Origin of the sequence: Micromonospora sp. NPDC093277, from assembly GCF_044765245.1 — a bacterium.
Taxonomy (GTDB): Bacteria; Actinomycetota; Actinomycetes; order Mycobacteriales; family Micromonosporaceae; genus Micromonospora.
This window is the reverse complement of record NZ_JBIWJO010000001.1, coordinates 551,511-565,315: the sequence shown is the minus strand read 5'-3', so window position 1 is coordinate 565,315 and position 13,805 is coordinate 551,511. Positions and strand designations below refer to the sequence as shown.

General features: G+C 71.6%; 13 protein-coding genes and 1 tRNA gene. 5 read left to right on the top strand and 9 right to left on the bottom strand.

The window, feature by feature from the left end:
* Nucleotides 1–11 precede the first annotated feature (11 nt).
* Together ACIRG9_RS02555 and ACIRG9_RS02550 are read right to left on the bottom strand one after the other, a co-directional pair.
* Complete coding sequence (locus ACIRG9_RS02555) at nucleotides 12–425, bottom strand: PDGLE domain-containing protein (RefSeq protein ID WP_402849043.1); 414 nt, start codon at nucleotides 423–425, stop codon at nucleotides 12–14.
* A complete protein-coding gene (locus ACIRG9_RS02550) occupies nucleotides 422–1,141 on the bottom strand; it encodes an energy-coupling factor ABC transporter permease (RefSeq protein ID WP_402849041.1) in 720 nt (239 codons plus the stop codon). Before ACIRG9_RS02550 ends, ACIRG9_RS02555 begins: the two co-directional genes overlap by 4 nt.
* Before the next feature lie 160 nt (nucleotides 1,142–1,301).
* On the opposite strand from ACIRG9_RS02550, the gene bcp reads away from it, so the two are divergent.
* The 3 genes from bcp to ACIRG9_RS02535 all read left to right on the top strand — a co-directional run bounded on the left by bcp (nucleotide 1,302) and on the right by ACIRG9_RS02535 (nucleotide 2,575).
* Nucleotides 1,302–1,772: a thioredoxin-dependent thiol peroxidase gene (gene bcp, locus ACIRG9_RS02545; RefSeq protein ID WP_402849038.1), complete on the top strand. Its 471-nt coding sequence runs from the start codon at nucleotides 1,302–1,304 to the stop codon at nucleotides 1,770–1,772.
* A 119-nt stretch (nucleotides 1,773–1,891) separates the two neighbouring features.
* Nucleotides 1,892–1,977, top strand: a tRNA-Leu gene (locus ACIRG9_RS02540).
* A 64-nt stretch (nucleotides 1,978–2,041) separates the two neighbouring features.
* On the top strand, nucleotides 2,042–2,575 hold the full coding sequence (locus ACIRG9_RS02535; protein WP_402849036.1) for a GNAT family N-acetyltransferase: 534 nt from the start codon (nucleotides 2,042–2,044) through the stop codon (nucleotides 2,573–2,575).
* Between the two features lie 41 nt (nucleotides 2,576–2,616).
* Here ACIRG9_RS02535 and ACIRG9_RS02530 read toward each other — a convergent pair whose 3' ends face one another.
* Nucleotides 2,617–3,450: a class I SAM-dependent methyltransferase gene (locus tag ACIRG9_RS02530; protein WP_402849033.1), complete on the bottom strand. Its 834-nt coding sequence runs from the start codon at nucleotides 3,448–3,450 to the stop codon at nucleotides 2,617–2,619.
* Between the two features lie 110 nt (nucleotides 3,451–3,560).
* On the opposite strand from ACIRG9_RS02530, the gene ACIRG9_RS02525 reads away from it, so the two are divergent.
* Together ACIRG9_RS02525 and ACIRG9_RS02520 are read left to right on the top strand one after the other, a co-directional pair.
* Entirely contained in the window at nucleotides 3,561–4,634 is a 1,074-nt protein-coding gene (locus ACIRG9_RS02525) for an LCP family protein (protein WP_402849030.1), read from the top strand.
* A 250-nt stretch (nucleotides 4,635–4,884) separates the two neighbouring features.
* Nucleotides 4,885–6,165, top strand: coding sequence for a glycosyl hydrolase family 28-related protein (locus ACIRG9_RS02520; RefSeq protein ID WP_402849027.1), 1,281 nt, complete (start codon nucleotides 4,885–4,887; stop codon nucleotides 6,163–6,165).
* Nucleotides 6,166–6,187: 22 nt separating this feature from the next.
* Here ACIRG9_RS02520 and ACIRG9_RS02515 read toward each other — a convergent pair whose 3' ends face one another.
* The 6 genes from ACIRG9_RS02515 to ACIRG9_RS02490 all read right to left on the bottom strand — a co-directional run bounded on the left by ACIRG9_RS02515 (nucleotide 6,188) and on the right by ACIRG9_RS02490 (nucleotide 13,711).
* Entirely contained in the window at nucleotides 6,188–7,420 is a 1,233-nt protein-coding gene (locus ACIRG9_RS02515; RefSeq protein ID WP_402849024.1) for a hypothetical protein, read from the bottom strand.
* Between the two features lie 3 nt (nucleotides 7,421–7,423).
* Nucleotides 7,424–8,926, bottom strand: a complete 1,503-nt coding sequence (locus ACIRG9_RS02510; RefSeq protein WP_402849021.1) for a hypothetical protein — start codon at nucleotides 8,924–8,926, stop codon at nucleotides 7,424–7,426.
* On the bottom strand, nucleotides 8,923–10,107 hold the full coding sequence (locus ACIRG9_RS02505) for a glycosyltransferase family 4 protein (protein ID WP_402849018.1): 1,185 nt from the start codon (nucleotides 10,105–10,107) through the stop codon (nucleotides 8,923–8,925). Before ACIRG9_RS02505 ends, ACIRG9_RS02510 begins: the two co-directional genes overlap by 4 nt.
* A gap of 10 nt (nucleotides 10,108–10,117) precedes the next feature.
* Entirely contained in the window at nucleotides 10,118–11,239 is a 1,122-nt protein-coding gene (locus ACIRG9_RS02500; protein ID WP_402849015.1) for a glycosyltransferase, read from the bottom strand.
* On the bottom strand, nucleotides 11,226–12,368 hold the full coding sequence (locus tag ACIRG9_RS02495) for a glycosyltransferase (protein ID WP_402849012.1): 1,143 nt from the start codon (nucleotides 12,366–12,368) through the stop codon (nucleotides 11,226–11,228). The genes ACIRG9_RS02500 and ACIRG9_RS02495 overlap by 14 nt, the downstream gene beginning before the upstream one ends.
* Nucleotides 12,369–12,463: 95 nt before the next feature.
* Nucleotides 12,464–13,711 carry a hypothetical protein gene (locus ACIRG9_RS02490; protein ID WP_402849009.1) on the bottom strand — a complete coding sequence of 416 codons (1,248 nt, stop codon included), beginning with the start codon at nucleotides 13,709–13,711 and terminating at the stop codon, nucleotides 12,464–12,466.
* Nucleotides 13,712–13,805: the final 94 nt, after the last annotated feature.

The window sequence follows — 13,805 nt, the reverse complement described above, 5'->3', positions numbered from 1 at the left end:
GGCCGCGTACCTCAGCGGGTGCCGGCGGCGTCTTCGGCCGCCAGCCGCGTCGAGTCGCCGCCGGCCCGGCCGGTCGGGTTGTCGCCGCTCGGACCGCGGCGGCGGGCCAGCCAGAACAGGCCGCCGCCCAGGGCGAAGGTGAGCAGCACGCCGATCACGCCGGAGAGACCGGTGGAGAGGAAGCCGTTCGTCACGCCGCGGACGCCGTAGTCGGCCAGCGGGCTGTCGCCCAGCTCGTGCTTTCCTGCCTGCTGGGCCGGGCAGCTGCCGCCGGTGATCTCGTCATCGGCGTTCACCGTGCAGCCCTTCAGCAGCGACGAGTCCAGTCCGTCGGGGTGCGGCGAGGCGTAGTTGCTGACCACGCCGGCGAGCAGCAGGGCGACCAGCAGGCCGCCGAGGAGGAAGGGCCAGGGACGCTTGCTCATCGGGCACCTCCGGCGACCGGGACGGCGGGAGCCGGCGTGGCCGGCTTCAGTGCGCGCAGCGCATATACCAGGTCGGGGCGGACCTTGGCGACGGTGACCACGGTGGTCGCGGTGATCAGGCCCTCACCGATGCCGATCAGCAGGTGGAAGCCGGCCACCGTGCCGGCCAACCCGGCCAGGTTGCCGCCCAGGTCGGTGGTGCCGCCCAGCCAGTACTCCAGGACGAAGCCCTGGCTGGCGACCAGCACGCTGACCAGCGCGGAGACGAAGGCGGTCACGGCGAGGCCGCCCGAGGTACGCGGCAGCACCCGCAGCAGCAGCGCGATCAACAGGTAGCCGACGGCGGTGCCGAGGATGGCCATGTTGGTGATGTTGAGGCCGAGCATGGCCACCCCGCCGTCGCCGAAGACCAGCGCCTGCACGACCAGGACCACGGCGACGCAGAGCGCGCCGACCCACGGGCCGACCAGCAGCGCGGCGAGGGCGCCACCGAGCAGGTGGCCACTGACCCCGGCGGTGACGATCGGGAAGTTGAGCATCTGCACGGCGAAGATGAACGCGGCCACCAGACCGGCCATCGGCGCCAGCCGGTCGTCTAGGTCGCGGCGCCCGCGCAGCACGCAGAAGGTGAGCACAGCGACCGCGAGCACCGCGAAGATCGCGGCGATGGGACCGTTGATGATCCCATTCGAGATGTGCATCGCCAGGGTTTCCACGCCACCTCCCGGGGCCCGGCGGGGCGGTCCACGCCGTCACCGCTGAGCTTATTTGTGGCCGACCACTGTTGCCAATATATTGCAACAAGCCATGGTGATCATCACGCGGTGGCGCGTCGCCGCCACGCCCGGGCGGCACACCGGCGGTATCGTCTCCGCCATGACCGACCGCCTCAGCCCCGGCGACCCCGCCCCCGAGTTCACCCTCCCGACCGACAGCGACGGGACGCTCTCCCTCGCCGACCTGCGCGGCCGCAAGGTCATCCTGTACGCGTATCCGGCCGCCATGACGCCCGGCTGCACCAAGCAGGCCTGCGACTTCCGGGACTCGCTCGCCTCGCTCCAGGCCGCGGGCTACGAGGTGGTCGGCATCTCCCCCGACAAGCCCGCGAAGCTGGCCAAGTTCCGCGAGCGGGACGCCGTCACCTTCCCGCTGGTCGCCGACACCGACAAGGCTGTGCTGACCGCGTACGGCGCGTACGGCGAGAAGCAGATGTACGGCCGGACCGTGACCGGGGTGATCCGCTCCACCTTCGTCATCGACGAGGACGGGAAGATCGAACGGGCGCTCTACAACGTCCGGGCCACCGGGCACGTCGCGAAGCTGCGCCGCGACCTCGGCCTGGACTGAGGTTGTCGCAGGGGGCGGCCAGGGTCCGAGCGTGGCCCCGCCACGAGCCGGTGTGGAGAATTCCGCGGCGGACCGGACTTCACACCGTCTCGACGCGACGCTCTAAACTCATCGGGTCGGCGGGAGTGGCGGAACGGCAGACGCGCAGGCCTTAGGTGCCTGTGTCCGAGAGGACGTGGGGGTTCGAAACCCCCCTCCCGCACCAGCGACGGTGTCGTGAAGGTCACGAGGGCGGGTTCGTACCGCGCCATTCGCGCAGGATGGCCGGCGTGAACCTGCGCTTCGTCATCGACCCCGTGCTCACCCCCGAGCTGCGCGAGCAGATCGTCGCCCTCTGGGTGGACGTCACCAACGCCGGCGGCGCGGTGGGCTTCGTCGCCCCGGTCACCGCAGCCGAGGTCCGTCCCGTCGCCGAGGAGACCTTCGCCGGCCTCGCCGACGGGCTGGACCGGCTGCTGGTCGGCTACGAAGAAGACCGACCGGTCGCCTTCCTGGTCATCGCCGACAACCGGTTCAACCTGCAGGCACACTGGCGGCCACTCAAGCGGGTGATGGTGCACCCGGACACCCAGGGCCGTGGGTACGGGGCGGCGCTGATGCGCGAGGCCGAGCGGATCGGCCACGAGCTGGGCCTGGAGGCGTTGCAGGTGACGGTCCGGGACGGCCAGGGATTGGGCGCGTTCTACGGCCCGCTCGGCTATCGGGAGGTCGGTAGGCTGCCCGCCGCGCTGCGCCTGGCTCCCGGTGACGACCGGGACGAGGTCTTCATGTGGCTCGACCTGAACGGCCGCGGCGCGGCCTGACCGCACCGGCCGTCCCGGCCCAGGGATCTCGGCGTGCCGGCTCACCAGGCCACGCCGATCCCGTCGCCCGGATACCAGTGCCCGGCCGGGGTCTCCCGGTACGCGAGGAAGCGGCGGCCGGCCCGCTCGGCGTGCTCGGCGAGCACGTTGGTGACGGTGGCGTTGTCGGTGAGCAGCATCGCCCCTGCGGCGAGCTTCGCCTCGACCGCGTCGAACTCGTTCTTCTCGTGGCCCCGGCTGTGGTCGCTGTCATGCAGGAAGATGTCGACCGGGCGGTCCAGCGCGCGGATCGAGGCGATGGAGTCCCCGATGACCAGGTCGACCACATCGGCCCACGGGGTGGCACGGGCGAGGTAGCCGGCCTCGGGATTGATGTCGAGCGAGGTGAGCCGGCCGGGGTGCCCCTCGGCGGTGTTGCGCAGCAGGGCGGCGGCCAGGACGCAGCTGCCGAGCCCCTTGTCCACGCCGGTCTCGACGACGTGTGCCGGCCGGCGGGCGCGGACCATGGCGTACCAGCCGATCCGGCGGGCGTAGCGGACCTGCCGGTCGGCCAGGCCACGCCGGGCCGAGGCGGCGGTGGCGGCCTCGATGTGCCCGCGAAGCGTGTCGTCGCCCTCCAACTCGGCGAACCAGCCCCGCACCTGCCCGACCGGCACCTCGCACACCACGCTGACGAACCAGGCCAGCTGCTGCTTACTCAGCTTGGTCAGGTCGTACGTGTAGTTGTGATGTTCCCGGGAGGTGAACAGCCAACGGGCTGAGGCGCCCAGCAGCCTGCTGTCGTACCGGGCGACCCGAGCCAGCCGCGTCGGGAAGGCGGCGACCGGTGCCAGGCGGGTACGGGCGATGGCCCGACGGAGCTTCGTTGCGTCCACGAGAGCGGTTTTACCAGGTCAGGCGGTGGCCGGCGGGAGAAATGTTGTTTACCGTCCGGCGGGCGGTGCCGGGGCCCGCGCGACCGTACTCGAATAAGTAGCATCGTCCCATGTCGGATCGCCAGCAGATCGCCGAGCCGGGAGCAGTGCGGCCGGAGTCCGTACCGTCCGCACTGGACGATGTCGCCCCGGTGCCACCACGCCGTCGCCGAGGGCGCCGGATCGCCCTGATCGTGCTGCTGGTGATTGCCTTGATCGGCGTGGGTGGCGCCGGCGCGGCGGCTTTCTACCTGCGCTCGGTGGAGTCCACGATCGAGCGGGTGGACGCCTTCACGGACGTGCCCGAGCAGGCCCGTCCGCCGGTGGTGGTCAAGGACGCGTTGAACATCATGATCCTGGGTAGCGACTCCCGTGACCCGGAGAGCAGCGGGGGTTCCCGCAGTGACACGATCATCCTGGCCCACCTGCCGCAGGACCGGTCGAGCGCCCAGCTGATCTCGATTCCGCGCGACACCTGGCTACACGTGCCGCGCTCGAAAAACGGCCAGCACGGTGATCGGGACGCCAAGATCAACGCGGCGTTCGCGTGGGGCGGTGTGCCGCTGATGGTGCAGACCGTGGAGAACTTCACCGGGGTCCGGATCGACCACGTGACGATGGTGGACTTCGCCGGGTTCAAGGAGATCGTCGAGGCCCTCGGCGGCATCGAGATCGACGTCGAGAAGAGCTTCACCTCGACCCACTCACTCAACCCGGACAGCAGGCGGACGTTCCGCCAGGGGCGGCAGACCCTCGACGGGGCCGCCGCGCTGGACTACGCCCGGGAGCGCTACGCCTTCGCCGACGGGGACTTCGCCCGGATCCGACACCAGCAGCAGGTGATCAAGGCGATCCTCGACAAGGCCGCCTCCGGCGGCACGCTGTCGAACCCGGCGAAGCTCAACGCCTTCGTCAAGGCGACCAGCAACGCGGTGTCCGTGGACAAGTCGCTGTCCATCCTGGACTTCGCCACCGAGCTTCGGCATCTGCGCAGCGGCAACCTGAGCTTCTTCACCTGCCCGACGAAGGGCACCGGCCGGGTCGGCGACCAAAGTGTCGTCTTCGCCGACAAGGCCAAGGCGAAGGTACTCTTCGACGCCGTACGCCGCGACTCGGTCGCCGATGTGCTTCAGGCCGGCCAGTAGGGGACCGACGGATCGGCGGGGCTCCAGGTCCCGCCCCAGCCGCCTACCGCAGCATGTCGTCGACATGGAATCATCGGTCGCGGCCGCAGCTGGGCGTCCACTGCGGTAACGGGGTGCGGGTGCCGTGGGCAGTGGCACCCGCTGTCGGGGAGGAAAGCACATGGCCCAAGAGGATGCCGCCCACGAACGGAGATTCGGGGGAGTCTCGCGACGGGCGGCGCTGCTTCGCGGTGGGGCCATCACCGCGGGAGTGGGCTCCACGGTCCTGGTCGGTGCGGCCGCCAGCAACCTCTTCTCGGACGGAGCCAGCGGGTCCGTCATCGACGTCAAAGAACACGGCGCCGTCGGGGACGGCGAGACCGACGACACCAAATCCCTCCAGAAGGCCATCGACGCCGCGCGTGGGACCGGCGGCATCGTCTTCTTCCCACCGGGCACATACCTCACCCGCACGCTGACCCTGTACTCACGGGTTCACCTCAGGGGCTCCGGCGGCGACGCGACGACACTCAAGCTCCGCGCGGGCGCGAACTCGGCGGTCATCGAATCGGACGGCTACGCCAAGCTGGCCGGCACCCGCTCGGACGACGGCATCACCCTGTTCAGTGTGCGCGACCTCGCCGTGGACGGGAACAAGCAGCAGAACCCGCACGGCGGGTACGGCCTTCGGATCTACGGCTACGGCTACGAGCTGACCGAGGTGATCGTCTTCAACTGCCGCAACGACGGGGTCGTCAGCGAATGGGGACCGACCGCCGCGCTGCCGACCGGCCAGCAGATGGAGTCACGCCTGTCGGCGGTGCGCGCACGCGAGAACGACGGGCACGGTTTCCACTTCGCCGGTCCGCACGACTCCCTGTTCCTCAACTGCCTGGCCTCCCAGAACGGCGGAGCCGGGTTCCGGCTCGCCGGGGAGTCCCACGGGACGTTCATGGTGAACTGCCACGCCTGGGGCCTCCGCCAGGACCTCTCCTTCGACCTGGCCGCCCCGGCCCTCGGTTGCGTCAACTGCTACGCCGACCTCAACGGGGGCGTCGGGGTACGCATCTCCCGCAACGACTGCCGCTGGATGTCCGGCTTCGTGCTGGGTTACAACCACCCGCAGGAGATCGGGGTGCAGTTCGCCCCCGCTACCCAGGCCGACGAGCCGGCCGGCTGTGTCGTGGACACCCGGATCGTGAACTGCGGCACCGCGGCCGTCGACTTCGGCGGCGACCGTGGCGCGTCCATCGTCCGGGCCAGCGTCTGGCAGCCCGGTGCCGCGGACGAGCAAGGACGGCACATCCCCGGATCGGGTCGCGGCTGGATGGGCAAGCCGGCCCGTACGACCCAGGTTGAGATCATCCAGGAGTTGGGGAATCCGGAGAAGAACCTCGTCGTCAGCCCCGCCTTCGACCTGCGCACCCAGGCCACCCCGTCGCCACCGGACGACGGGAGCGTCCGGGTGTTCGCCCGCGAGGCGAACGGCAAGACGCAGCTGTGTGCCCTGTTCCCGAACGGCGCGGTACGGGTGATCAGCACCGAGCCGTGAGCGTCGGGGGGTCCCGATTCGGCTACCGCCCGACCGGCACGCCGCCCGCCGGCAGGACGGCGACCGAGGCGGAATCGCTGTCCCGACCGGTCCCGCCGAGCCGCATGCGCACGAGGAACCAGCCGACCACCAGCGCCTCGGCGACCAGCAGCAGCAGGACCAGGTCGGAGAGTCCGCCGGCCCAGACGACCGCGGCGGCCACCCCGGCGAACGCGATTGTGCGGGAACCGACGGCCGAGCCCAGGTACCGGCGTGGCGGTGCCCAGATCATGTGTCGGGTGGAGAGCCAGGCGGAGACCATGACGAGCGCCTTGTAACCGCAGTAGGCGGCGAGCACGGCTACACCCAAGCTGGCGAAGTCCTCGGCCAGCAGTCCCCGGACCTGCCGGCTGCCGAGGACGATCACGCAGACCGCAACCAGGGTGGCCACTGTCATGGCTCGGGCGCCCGTCAGCCAACGGCTCTTTCGCCCCGCCACGACATCTTCCCGGGTACTCGCCGAGAGGGCCACGTGGAACGGCCCGAAGGCCAGATCCATCGCCCGAAGCACCGTCACCGACGCTGGCCCGGCCACCGAGCCGGCCACGGACGGCAGAGCGATGGAATACGACAGGTCCACCGCCCCGGCGTAGCAGTACATCGCGCCGAGCGAGAGGCTGCGCCGCACGGTTGGGCGTACACGGCCAGCGTCGGCGGGCGGCCGGCGTAGGAGGCACCAGAGCAGCACGGCGGTCTGTGCCGGCACGGCGGCGACGTACACCGGCAGGTCCACGGCCACGCAAGTGACCGCGCCAAGGATGGTGCCGACCGCCGTCAGCTGCGGGATGAGGTTGGCGTGCTGCGGTGAGCGGGCGCGGGTGGTGGCCCAGAACACCGCCTCGATCGCCAGTTGCAGGATCACCGGCGCGAGCATCAGCATGCGTTCGGCGACGGTGGTCTGCGGCAGGGCAACGGACGCGGACACGTAGCCGACGACAGCGACGGGCAGGGCGACCGCCAGCGCCACCTGGCCCGCCCACCGGCCCAGGTCCCAGTCGTGCGGCACGATGTCCGTGGCGAGCGGCCGACCGACCAGCGCCTCGATCAGCGTGTACGGGATCGCCAGCAGGATGCCCTGGAGCGCGACGAGCGCGAGGTGGTCCCCGTCCCACCGGGACGCCAGCAGGAAGACGGAGATGCTGCACAGACGGGTCAGCGCCTGGACCGACAACTGCGCGCGTTGCAGGCGCGCCACCTGGGCCGCGAGGGACCGCACAGCTCACCGGTGCCCGGGCAGCTGAGCCGGCGCCCCGGCGGGCGTGGGACCGGCCCCCAGACGCCGGCCGTACGCGACGAACAGCGCCAGGCACATCATCGCGCCCGGGTACTCCCACGCCTCCAGCACCAGGCAGGCGCAGGCCAAGCCGGCCAGGATCGCAAGGTGCAGCCCCGCAGTCGGCTCGTCCGCCGCTCGTCGCCAGAGGTGTACCAGCGCGAATCCGAGGGCCGTCACGACGGCGACCGCCACCACCGGGCCGAACTGCAACGCCAGGCTGACGTAGTAGTTGTCGACGAAGATCTGGTCTCCGGAGGCGATCCGGGAACTCGTCGCGGCGCCGGCGCTGCCGATACCCCCGCCCCACAGCGTGAGGTCGCCCAACAGATGCGACCAGTTGGTGAACCGGTCGAACATGCTCGTGGCTCCGGTGGCACCCAGCGCGCCGAAGGCGGCGGCCAGGGCCCCGACCACTCCCAGGGCCACCAGCCGGGCACGACGGGCAGCGGCCCCGCCCGACCGGTTCGACACCACGCAGGCCAGCACGCCGGCCGCCACCAGCAGCGCCCCCGAGCGGCTCGTGCTGAGGGCGAGGCAGAGGACGGCGGCGGCGGCGCCGGCGTGCCAGGACCACAGCGTGGGGCGTGCTCCCCTGGTCAACCAGAGCGTCACGTAGCCCAGCAGGTACGCGCCGGCCAGGATGCCCAGTTCGGCGTTGAACTCGGTGAGGCCGGGCACCCGGAACGTCTCCCCGATGTAGCGGACCGCCCGGCCTTCCTCGAAGCCCCACTCCACGAGGCGGGCCGGCCCCACCGCCAGTTCGGCGACCGCCGCGACCGCGTTGGCCACGAGCAGCCAGGACATGACGGTGACGAGGGTGGTGATCCGGGGCAGCGCGAGCGCGACGAGCACCAGGACGATCATCAGGGGCACGACCAGGAGTCGCACACCCACGGCCGTCTGCGCCACCCCGTGGTGGGCGATCCCGATCAGGCTCCACGCCGCGAGGAGCAGCAGCGCCACCCCGGCGGTGAGGTGGTGGCGGCGGCGGTTCCACCAGCCCTGCCGTAGCACCGTCTTGGCGAAGAGCACGCCGGCAACCAGGGTCGCCGAGATACTCAGTGCGTACTCTCGGCCGCCGAAGGCGTTGCCCACCAGCCCCTCCACGCCGAGGAACCAGAGCCCCAGCGGCGCGGTGAGGACGATCATCACGAACGCCAGTCCAGGCACGGTGCGAACCGCGAGGACGACCAGCACGACCAGCACGACGGGCAGGACCGGAGAGAAGCCGGCGAACGGCCCGGCGACCATGGCGGCCAGCAGCACCGGGGCGGCGATCAGCAGCCACCGGCGGCGCTGCGGGGGGGCCACCGCGGCGGCGATCGGCAGCCACCAGCGGCCCAGCCGGGAGACGATCGCGCCGTCGTGTTCCCGCACCACTGCGGGGTCCTCGGGGCCGACCGGGGCCGGAGCACCGGGGCGCCGGGTGTCGGTCTCGGATGTCATCGGATGGTCACCTCGTCGTGGAGAAGGCCGGGCAGGTCGGTGCGCGTCTGGATCGCCTCGTAGGTGTCGAGGATCGCATCGACGTGGCGGTCCCAGTCGAGCTGCTGACCGTCGTAGGCGGCGGAGGAGGCTGCGGTGCGGTACTCGTGGTCCGGCAGCGTCGCCGCCTGACGCAGCACGCTGGTCAACTCCGCCCGGTCACCGAACGTGCGGACGGACCCGTCGGATGCCATCGGCGGCCGGGCCACCCGGCTGGAGATGATTGGACGCCCGGCCATCAGCGCCTCACAGCACGAGATCGGGTAGTTCTCCGCCCACTGGCTGGGCAGGACGAGCCAGCCGGCACGCCGCAGGGCCTCCTCCTTCCCCGGCCCGTCGAGGTAGCCGAGGTACCACAGGCTCGGCAGGGCACGGGTCGCCTCCTCGACGGCGGCGCGGTACGCGCCGTCCCCGGCGATCAGCAAGGTGGCGTCGATCGTGGCCGCGACGTCCCGCCAGGCGTCGATCAGCAGGTCGATGCCTTTGTGCTCGGTGAGCGCACCGAGAAACAGGAAGACCTTCGGATCTCCAGGCGGCCACTCCACCGGCCGCTCGCCGGTGGTGCAGACGGCCAGTGGCACGATCCGGCCGGTGAGTCGGGCCTCGCCGGGCACGTGCTTCCGCACGATGTCCCGGGTGCGCTGCGCGGGCCAGAGCAGGGTGACCCGTCGCAGCCGCCACACCAGCCAGGCCGAGCGGACCCGCAGCAACCGGTCCCCGATATCGGTCCGGCCGCGGTTGGCCAAGGCGTTGTTCGGGTCGCACAGCGCATAGTCGTGGACGGTGTGGCAGGTCGGATACTCGGTGGCCAGGCTCGCGACGGGTAGCACCCCGATCCCCTGCCAGTTGTGCACGTGCACCACGTCGGGGGCGAAGGAGCGCAGGTCACCGACCCGCAGACCGGTCGGGTCGATCAGGTCGCCCAGGTGGCCGAACATCTTCCGCAGCAGCCGTGGCCCTCGCCCCAGCCGATCCGAGAGCCGGGTTCCGACCGGCTGGTCGTCCGGCTGCGCGTTGGCGGACGCCCGGCTGAAGATCCGGACCTCGTGCCCCCGCGCGGCCAGCGCCCGGGACAGGTCGCGAACATACTGTTCCGCACCGCCCCGGACGGCGAAGGAGGAGTGCACCATGGCGATACGCACGGGAGTGTTCCTATCCTCCTGCGCCGGCCGGCACGGGCCGCCGGTCGTCGGACGGCGATCCGTCGAGCAGCGCGACCAGATCGGCCGTCGCCTCCTGCCAGGACCGGCCTCCCTGGCCGACGGCCGGACGCGGCGCCTGCTCGGCCGCGCGCACGGCCGCCACGAGGGATCTTGCCGACCAGGAGGTCATCCGCACGGCCCGGCCACCGGTGGCCTCGTGCAGCGCGGGATCGGGCGAGACGACCGTCGGCGTGCCGACCCGCAACGCCTCCGCCGCCGGCAGGCCGTAGCCCTCGAAGTGACTGGGCATGAGGAAGACGGCGGCGTCGGCCAGCGCAGCGGCGTACCCGGCGTCCGAGAGCCGTTCCAGCATGACGATCCGGTCTCTCGCCGTCGACCTCTCCGCCGCCTCCCGGAACCGGTCGACCGGCTGCCCGCCGGTCAGCACCACCAGCGCGTAGCCGGGCAGCTCGGGCAGCGCATCCACCGCCAGTTCGACGCCCTTGTGCGCCGCGTGGCCAGTGATGAGGAGGTACCGCTCGCCGCGCTCCCGGATCCGGGCGAGCGGCTCGGGTAACCCGCCGGGGAGGACGGTCAGGTCGCTGCCCGGGTGCCAGACCCTCGCGCGCTCCGGTGGCACCCCGTACAACCCGAGCAGGTCGTGCTGGGTGCGCGCGCTCACGCAGAACAGGCGCTCGGACCGGCGGATCGCGGCGGCGTAGCTGACCCGCCGGTACTGGCGTACGGAGGTAGCCAGGTCATGGGGCCAGAGTTTGAACGCGAGGTCGTGCAACACAGTGACGACCGGGAGCCGGCTGCCCAGCATCGCGGCGGATGGGCTCAGCGACAGCACCACGCCCGCCCCGCCCGGGGCGCGCCCGGTGGCTCGCCACAACGCTGCCGTGGCGGAGGCGATCGTCCCGGCCCGGCCGCCCTTCTGTCGGCTGACGATCTCGATGTCGGCGGCGTGCTCGGACGGGACGTCCCAGGAGGACGGGGCGGCGACGATCCGCAGCCGCCAGCCGGCCGGCCAGTGGCGGACCAGTTCGGTGAGCACCCGGGTGATCCCACCGGCGCCGACTCCGCTGCAGTCGACGACGACACTCGCCGGTGGCCGGCTAGCTCGACTCATGCGCGATCCACTTCGACATGCGTGCCGCGAACCTCGCCCGGGAGAATTCCGCAGCGTGGCGCTGGATCCGGTCGGCCCAGAGGTCCGCCGCGCGCCGTACGGCGGCGGCGTACGCCCTGGGCTCCATCGACTCGACCAGGTGACCGGTCTCGCCGTCGCGGACGGTCTCGAGGAGGCCACCGCCACGCAGGCCGATCACCGGGGTGCCGCAGGCCTGTGCCTCGACGGGCACGATGCCGAAGTCCTCGTGAGTGGGGAACAGCAGCGCCTGCGCGCCCCAGTAAAGCTCGCGCAGTCGCTCCCGGGTCGGCCGCCGCTCGAACGTCACCTGCGCCGAGACCCGCTTTGCGGCCCGCCGCAGCCGGCTCTCCTCCGGTCCGGAGCCTGCGATGATCAGCGGAAGTCCGGCCTCGGCGGCGGTCTCCATCATCAGGTCGAAGTTCTTGTAGGGCACCCACCGCCCGACGCCCAGCAGATACTCACGCGGCTGGGCGCGCTCGGGGGGCGGTGCCGCGGCGAAGAAATCCACGTCGACCGGCGGGTGGATGACCACCGCGTCGCGGTTCCAGAACCGCCGGATCCGCTGCTGGACCTCGCGCGAGTTCGCCGCGTAGGCGTGTACGTGCCGGCTGAGCCTGACGTCGACGGACTGGAGCGCCCGTCGGGGTAGGGCGAGCAGCGGATTCTTCCCCCGCGAGTCCAGACCCGGGCTCCAGACATAGCGGGCGGGCGAGTGGACGTAGCTGAGGTGCCGCGTCCGCTCCGGAGGACCGAACCTGGCGGTGTGCGCGAAGGCGTGGCTGGAGGAGATGACGACGTCGACGGGGCCGACGTCCCACCCGCGCCAAACCAACGGCATGAACGGCAGGGCGAGCGCCTTGCTACGGGTCAACGGCGTTCTGGCCATCCAGGACTGCCGCAACCGGAGCTGGTCCACGGGGACGTCCCGGTCCGCCCAGAGCACGAAGCGCTGCGCGTGCGGCACCAGGTCGGCCATGGCGACGAAGGTGCTCTCCGCTCCGCCGGTGGCCCCGAACCACTCGTGGACCATGGCGACCGACCGGCCCGCCAGCAAGGGTGGACGAACGACCCGGTTGACGGCAGGACTCAGGTCCTCCACAAAAGTCATGATCCCCCGCTTGACCAATGCTTCCGATGTGGATGGCAGTGCCCGCTCATTCATTCGTTTGCGGAAACGCCTGTCAACGTCCGTTCGGACGGAGTTCAGCTGCTACGGCGCCAGAGGTCACGCAACGCGTCCCAGTTCCCGGCGATGCCCGCCTCGCAGAGCGTCTCGAGGTAGAACGCGCCGACGCTGTCGTCCCGGTCCCACCAGATACCGCACATCGGACGGTCGTCACCGCTCTTGAAGGCGTACTCGACGTAGCTGCCGGCCGCGCCGGTGACGCCGCCCTTGGTGCGGGTCGCCTCGCGCAGGCCGGGAGCGAGCGCGGTGCCGGTGAGGCTGAGCTGCCCACGGTAGGCGCGGGCGGCGTCCTCCTTGGCCGGCGAGTCGTAGAGCGCGAAGTGCACCGAGACGCCGCCGTACCGGCAGAAGACGTGCCGCTGCTCGTCAGGGGGCAGGTCAGGGCCGCCGGTGTCGGTGTCGGCGGCACAGCCGCCCATCCGGGTGAGCCACGGCTCGGCCAGTTGCGCGAGGGCCCCGTCGAACTTGGACTTGTTGATAGAGAACTGAGTCGCCTCGTAGACCGCCAGGGAGGGGGTGGGGGACGGTTCCGGCGTACCCCCGCGGCTGCTCCCCCAACCGAAGCCGATGGCGCCACCGCCGAGCAGCAGCACCAGCGCGACGACCGCCTGGAGCCAGACCCGCGAACGCCGCGGCGGCCCGTCGACCGGGGCGATGCGGCGGCGGGGCGGCTCGGAGGGCGTGATCCGGGGCACGGGCGAGGTGAACGGGTCCTGCGGCGGGAGACTGACCGGCTGCGCCTGTTCGGGCAGCGGGGCCGGGGACACCTGCTGGGGTGCGGGGGAAACCGGCTGCGGCGGGGACGAGACCTGCTGGGGCACCGCGGCGTGCATCGCCCACGGCAGCGGTGCGCCGGAGGTGGGACTGGGCGTGCCGGAGGTCGGCACGCCGGAGACCGGCTCCGGCGGCTCGGCGACGGTGCCGGTCTCGGGGATCAGGACCTCGGCCTCGGATTCCGCCGGGTGCAGGTCCATGCCGAGGGTCTGGAACAGCCGCTGCGCCCCCATCCCCTCCTCCGACGGGTACGCCACCCAGGGCTTCGCGGCGGCGAAGTCGGCGTTGACGTAACGCTGGCCGCCCGCGGTCAGCGCCATCGCGTTGGCGGCGTTGGCGAAGGCCTCCCGCCAGGGCTGGTCGGTGGCCGCGGCGCCGTCGAGCATCGCCACCGTCACCAGCCGGTCCTGCCCGTCGACGGCCCACCACGCCGTGCCCACCTGGCACACGCCCAGTGCCTCGGTGAACCTGTATGGACCGACCGGCTGCATGCCACGACTCCTCTGCTCATCCGCCCTGCGGATAGTACAGAGGCGACGCTTGTGGCACCGCCTCCGGTCGCCGGCTGTGAACGCGCCGAACAGC

Excerpts from the sequence above, each read along its gene's own strand:
- ACIRG9_RS02525 (WP_402849030.1), top strand. The coding sequence starts at position 3,561 with ATGTCGGATCGCCAGCAGATCGCCGAGCCGGGAGCAGTGCGGCCGGAG.
- bcp (WP_402849038.1), top strand. The coding sequence starts at position 1,302 with ATGACCGACCGCCTCAGCCCCGGCGACCCCGCCCCCGAGTTCACCCTC.
- ACIRG9_RS02490 (WP_402849009.1), bottom strand. The coding sequence starts at position 13,711 with ATGCAGCCGGTCGGTCCATACAGGTTCACCGAGGCACTGGGCGTGTGC.
- ACIRG9_RS02510 (WP_402849021.1), bottom strand. The coding sequence starts at position 8,926 with ATGACATCCGAGACCGACACCCGGCGCCCCGGTGCTCCGGCCCCGGTC.
- ACIRG9_RS02555 (WP_402849043.1), bottom strand. The coding sequence starts at position 425 with ATGAGCAAGCGTCCCTGGCCCTTCCTCCTCGGCGGCCTGCTGGTCGCC.
- ACIRG9_RS02495 (WP_402849012.1), bottom strand. The coding sequence starts at position 12,368 with ATGACTTTTGTGGAGGACCTGAGTCCTGCCGTCAACCGGGTCGTTCGT.
- ACIRG9_RS02500 (WP_402849015.1), bottom strand. The coding sequence starts at position 11,239 with ATGAGTCGAGCTAGCCGGCCACCGGCGAGTGTCGTCGTCGACTGCAGC.